This window comes from Zemynaea arenosa, assembly GCF_004614185.1.
Lineage (GTDB): Bacteria > Pseudomonadota > Gammaproteobacteria > Burkholderiales > Burkholderiaceae_D > Telluria > Telluria arenosa.
The window spans coordinates 1-5278 of sequence record NZ_SPVF01000179.1; the positions used below are offsets into that span (position 1 = coordinate 1).

Annotated in this window: 4 protein-coding genes; 1 reads left to right on the forward strand and 3 read right to left on the reverse strand. The window is 67.5% G+C overall.

All coding sequences use genetic code 11. The annotated features are described in order from the left end of the window. Window positions 1-1259: PQQ-dependent sugar dehydrogenase (locus E4L96_RS14140; protein ID WP_135207869.1), on the forward strand; the 1259-nt coding region annotated here is incomplete at its 5' end. A 47-nt stretch (window positions 1260-1306) separates the two neighbouring features. On the opposite strand, the gene cls is transcribed toward E4L96_RS14140, so the two are convergent. The 3 genes from cls to E4L96_RS23745 all read right to left on the reverse strand — a co-directional run. Continuing rightward, the gene (gene cls, locus E4L96_RS14145) at window positions 1307-2689 is read right to left on the reverse strand and encodes a cardiolipin synthase (protein ID WP_135207870.1); all 1383 of its coding nucleotides are present in this window, start codon (window positions 2687-2689) and stop codon (window positions 1307-1309) included. Continuing rightward, window positions 2686-4761, reverse strand: coding sequence for a site-specific recombinase (locus E4L96_RS14150; RefSeq protein ID WP_135207871.1), 2076 nt, complete (start codon window positions 4759-4761; stop codon window positions 2686-2688). The genes cls and E4L96_RS14150 overlap by 4 nt, the downstream gene beginning before the upstream one ends. A gap of 91 nt (window positions 4762-4852) precedes the next feature. Next, on the reverse strand, window positions 4853-5278 hold a 426-nt coding region (locus tag E4L96_RS23745), incomplete at its 5' end, for a hypothetical protein (protein ID WP_220433435.1).

A 5278-nucleotide genomic window follows, 5' to 3' on the forward strand; every position in this document is an offset into this window, starting at 1 on the left:
CCGCCACCCCGGCCCGCGCCGGCAGCTGGAGCGAAGACGCGCCTGGCAAAGTCCACCGCTTCACAGTGGCTGACCTTCCGCAGCCGTTCTCGTCCGCCAGCGCGGGCAACGGCCCCAAACTCGCCGCCCGCCCGGACAATGCGCTGCCCAAGGTCCCCGATAACTTCAGCGTGACCGCCTACGCCAAGCTGCCCGCCCGCGGCCGCCTGCTGATCCGCGCCCCGAACGGCGACCTGTTCCTGTCCATCCCCGCCACCGGCGAAATCCGCCAGGTCCGCCCCGACGGCACCACGACCGTCTTCGCCACCGGCCTGACCCGCCCCTACGGCATGGCCTTCTACCCGGCCGGCCCGAACCCGCGCTACCTGTACGTCGCCAACGTCAACTCCGTCGTCCGCATCCCGTACACCAAGGGCGACACCAAGGCCCGCACCGCCGCCGAAACCGTAGTCGACAAGCTGGCCGGCACCTCCGGCGGCCACACCACCCGCTCGCTGCAGTTCTCGAAGGACGGCAAGACCATGTTCGTCTCCGTCGGCTCCGCCAGCAACGTGGCGGAAGAGATCCCGCGCAAGCCGGACGTCCCGCTCGCGCAATGGGAGCGCCAGCACGGCCTTGGCGCCGCCTGGGGCGACGAGGAAGACCGCGCCCTGGTCCTCGCCTTCGACCCAGACGGCAAACACAAGCGCACCTTCGCCACCGGCCTGCGCAACTGCGTCGGCCTGCTCGTGCATCCGGACACCGGCGACCTGTTCTGCGGCGTCAACGAGCGCGACGCCCTCGGCGACAACATCCCGTTCGAATACCTGACCACGGTGCGCCAGGGCGCGTTCTACGGCTGGCCGTGGTACTACATCGGCGGCCACGAAGACCCACGCCTGGCCGGCGTCCGCCCGGACCTGAAGGACAAGGTGACCACGCCGGACTTGCTGATCCAGGCCCACTCGGCCCCGCTGGGCCTGACCGTCTACCACGCCCCGCAGGGCGCGCAGCACGCCTTCCCGAAAGACTACGACGGCGACATCTTCCTCGCGCTGCACGGCTCCTGGAATCGCGGCCTGCGTACTGGCTACAAGGTGGTGCGCGTGCGCATGAAGGACGGCAAACCGGCGGGCCAGTACGAGGATTTCATGACCGGCATGGTGCTGAACGATAATGAGGTGTGGGGCCGCCCGGCCGCTGTGACGGTCGCGGCGGATGGCGCGTTGCTGGTGGTGGATGACGGCAGCAACACCATCTGGCGCGTGGCGCCGCGCTGAAAACACCGGGGTCAGTCCCCATGCGGGGACAGACCCCCTGACTTCGGCTACAGCCAGTAGTCGAGGAACTTGGTCGACATCTCTTTCAAGCGGTCGGACAGCGGCCGCTTGCGCCATTCCTCCAGCGTCATCTGCTTGGAGTTGCGCAGGTCCTCCCGGAACGCCGCCTCCATATCGTTCCCGAACCCCGGATCGAGCACCACCACATTCAGCTCATAGTTGTGCATGAAGCTGCGCCGGTCCAGGTTCGCCGAGCCCACCGTCGACCACGCGCCGTCGATCACCGCCGTCTTGGCATGCAGCACCGCCACTTGCAGCTGGTAGATCTTGACGCCATTGGACAGCAGCTCATCATAGAACGCCCGCCCCGCGTGGAACACCAGTCCGTGGTCCGACACCCCCGGCAGGATCAGCTGCACATCCACCCCACGCTTGGCCGCCGCGCACAGCGCCTCGATGATCTGCCGGTCCGGCACAAAGTAGGCCGAGGTGATGTGGATCGATTTCTTGGCCTCCTGGATCGACACCAGGAAGGCCTTGTAGATCTCGAAGCCGCGGTCCGGCCGCGTCGCCAGCACCCGCACGATCTTGTCGCCGGCCGGCGCCAGCGGTGGAAAGTAGTTCCGCTCCGGCAGCTCGCCCGCCTCCTGGCTGACCCAGTTGTCGATGAAGCTGTACTGCAGCGCCGCCACCGCCGGCCCTTCGATGCGGATATGGGTGTCGCGCCAGCCGACGTCCTTTTCGTCCGCCGGCTTGCTGCGGCTGCGGAACAGCGAGCTGTTCGCATAGTCGCTACTGATATTGATGCCGCCCGTGAATGCCACCTTTCCATCGACCACCATCAGCTTGCGGTGGTCGCGGTTGTTGACCTCCCATTTGCCGCGCGCCTTGGCCGGATTGACGGGGTTGAACGCCAGCAGATGAATGCCAGCCGCCCGCATGCGGTCGAAGAAGGCCTGCGGTACGGTGAGCGTGCCCACGCTGTCGTACATGATGTTCACGTTCACGCCCGCGCGCTGGCGCTCGATCAGGAGGTCCGCGAACTTGAGGCCGATCTCGTCCTGGTCGAAGATGTAGGTCTCCAGGTTGATGGTGTCCTTGGCGGCCGCCACCGCGTCCATCATCGCTTGCATGGTCTGCGGACCGTCGAACAGCAGCGTCACCTTGTTGCCCGCGATGAGGGGCACGCCGGTCGCGGCTTCCTCCTGCGCGGCCAGCGTCTTCAGGTCCGGCGCCGCGTGCGCCCAGCGCTTCTGCAGCAGGGCTTTGGCGCGTGACGGGGCCATGGCGCCCTTGGAGGTCGCCACCGTGGGTGTGGCGCGGGCCTGGTCGGAGAGGTCCGGCACTTCGGGCAGGGTGCGGCAGCCGCCGGCGAGCACCAGCGCACCAACCCACGCGCCCAGGCGCGCCCAGGCATGAATCCGTTTCATGACGACTCTCCTTGTGCCCGGCTGGGCGGTCCGATGAAGAATTGCAGCGGCGTGGTAATGAAGCGCCGCCCGAGTGCGCGCACGACGTTGCCGCCGTGCCGGAACCTGACCCGCCGCGCCCGCAGCGCCACCCACAGCGCGAGCCCGAAACTGACGATCAGGTTGACGAGGCCAATGGCCAGAAAGCCCGCGATGGAAGTCGCGGCCAGCTCCGGGCTCATCTCATGATTGAGACCGACGAATGCGGTGGCGAAATTGGCCGAGGAAAAAGTGATGTGGCGGATGTCCAGCGGCAGTCCCAGCCCGTAGCCGATCGCGCCCGTGAGCCCGAGCAGCATGCCGAAGTAGAAGTTCCCCATCAGGCCGCCGAGATTGTCTTCGAGATAGAGCGCCAGGCGCCGCCGCCGCTTCTCGCCCAGCAGGCGGCGCAGCCAGCGCAGCTGCTCCACGCGCTGCGCCATCTGCGTGTAGACAGCCTTGTTGTCGTAGTAGCCGGAGATCAGCCCGGCCACGAACAGCCACACGCCCGCAATGGCCGCGTAGAACAGGGCCGGGGTGTGGATCGGGTCGACATCCTGCAACAGATGCATGGCCTTCTCGGGCGCGACCAAGTGGTGCCCGGTGGCCAGCTTCCAGCCCACCGCGATGATGTAGGCGGTCGGGATGCAGGTGATCAGGTTGCCGAGCACCGCCACGAACTGGGTGCGGATCACCTTGTTGATCAGCTCGGCCAGCGCCTCGACATCGATGGTGCGCTGGTCCGTGCTGTGCAGTTCGGCGGCGATGCGCGAGGCCGTCATGGCGGGCTGCTTGGTCGCCACCGTCCAGTGCAGCACATGGATCAACACGAAGCCGAGCCCATAGTTGAGGCCGTAGACCAGGCCTTCGACCAGCGGCGCCATGCGCAGCTTGGACAGCAAAATCTTGAACAGCGCCATGAAGCCGACCACCAGCCCGGCGCCGGCGGACGAGCCGAACATGTGGCGCAGCTCGCGCCGGGTGTCGGCCACGTAGTGTTCGCCGGTGCGGCTGGCGTTCTCCGTCACGTTGCGGGCCAGCAGGTTGATGTTGTCGCGGAACAGGTCGCGCACCGCGTAGCGCTGGTTGTGCGCTTCGATCAGTTCCAGCGCCAGCGCGATGGCGGCCGCCTGGTGCAGGCTGACCGGGCGCTCCTCGTTGGCGGCGGGCTGGACTTCGCTGGCGACCTCCTGCAGGTCCACCGTGGGCGGCTGCGGCAGCTCGCCGGAGATATCGACCAGGAACAGCAGCTTGCGCAGGCGGTCGATGCTCTGGTCCAGCGCCACCAATAGATAGGTGAGCGGGATGCTGGTGCCGTGCTTGAGGGCGTTCTTGCGCACCTTGTTCACCACCTCGATGCACTGGTCGAGCATGACCAGCAGATGGCGCGCGTCTTCGATCTGCTCGGTCTCGCCGGTCAGCAGGCGGCCGTAGTCGTCGAGGTACTTGTTGACCTCGATGTTCTGCATCAGGAAGGGCGAATCGAAGTCTTCGATCTCCAGGTGGCTGCGGATCAGGCGCGGCTCCAGGCCCAGCGCGCAGACGCGGCAGGAGAGGGTGCGGATCGCGTCGAGCAGGCCGAGCAAAGTGGCCTTGCTGGCTTCGCCGCGCGGGCCCTCGGCGCTGGCGATCACGTCGAACAGGTCGTACCAGTCGGCCGCCGGCACGCCGCTGATCCACACGTGGTCGTCGTGGCGGCTCAGGACCTGGTCCACCGTGTCCGAAAGGTACAGGTCGTTGAGCGCGGGCGGCAGCGCGCGGTAGGACAGGCGGCGCCGCAGCTCGGTAAAGAAGCCGTCGTTGGAGAGGATGCCGATGTCGGTGTACAGGCTGGTGTGGCGGCGGTGGACCAGCAGGTTGGTCAGGTACTGGCGCAGGTCCGCGGCACGCCGCGGATCCCCGCGCAGCAGCTGGGTCAAGGTGCGGACGTTGGCGGCGGCTCTGGCCACATCGGACGCGCGGCGCGGACGCAGCGCGTCCACCAGCGAGACCAGCGTGTCGACGCGGGCGCTGTCAGGGTCGATGCGGTCGAGGACGGCGATGAGGGAAGTCATCGAGACTTGGCAATTTGCAAAGTCCCAGTGTACGTCCCGGCCCGCGCGCGCAGTGTGCGGTAGCGTACCTAACGGATCAGCTCAGGGCTCCTCAGAATTCGATGGGGCAGCTGACGGTTTTCTTGTTGATGCCGTCGCGGATCACGTCGCGGCCGTCGAGCGCGTGGTTGGACTCGACCACGAGGCAATAGGTGCTCAGTCCGGTCTCGACCTTGTAGATCTGGCGGCCGTAGCCGGTGTTGTCCTTGAGCTGGGTGATGCGCGGCGCCTCCCACAGGCGCGGACCGGCGGTGGCGGCTTCGATGGCGTGCGCCAGCTTCTGGCGCGGAGAGGACGCGGCAGAGAGCGGTGCCGCCTTGCCCTTGCGTTCAGCGCGGTCGGCGGCGCCGGCGGCCGCCAGGGCACGGGCAGTGAGGCCAGTGGCTGCGGCTGAGGTGGGTGGCGTGCCAGCGACGACCTCGCCGGCTGGCGTGAGCGAATCGGGGGATGGGGAGGCCGCAGGCGGCAAATCGGCAGC

What these genes read in the sequence shown, in the direction of transcription:
- cls (WP_135207870.1), bottom strand. Translation starts at nt 2,689, where the DNA reads ATGAAACGGATTCATGCCTGGGCGCGCCTGGGCGCGTGGGTTGGTGCG.
- E4L96_RS14150 (WP_135207871.1), bottom strand. Translation starts at nt 4,761, where the DNA reads ATGACTTCCCTCATCGCCGTCCTCGACCGCATCGACCCTGACAGCGCC.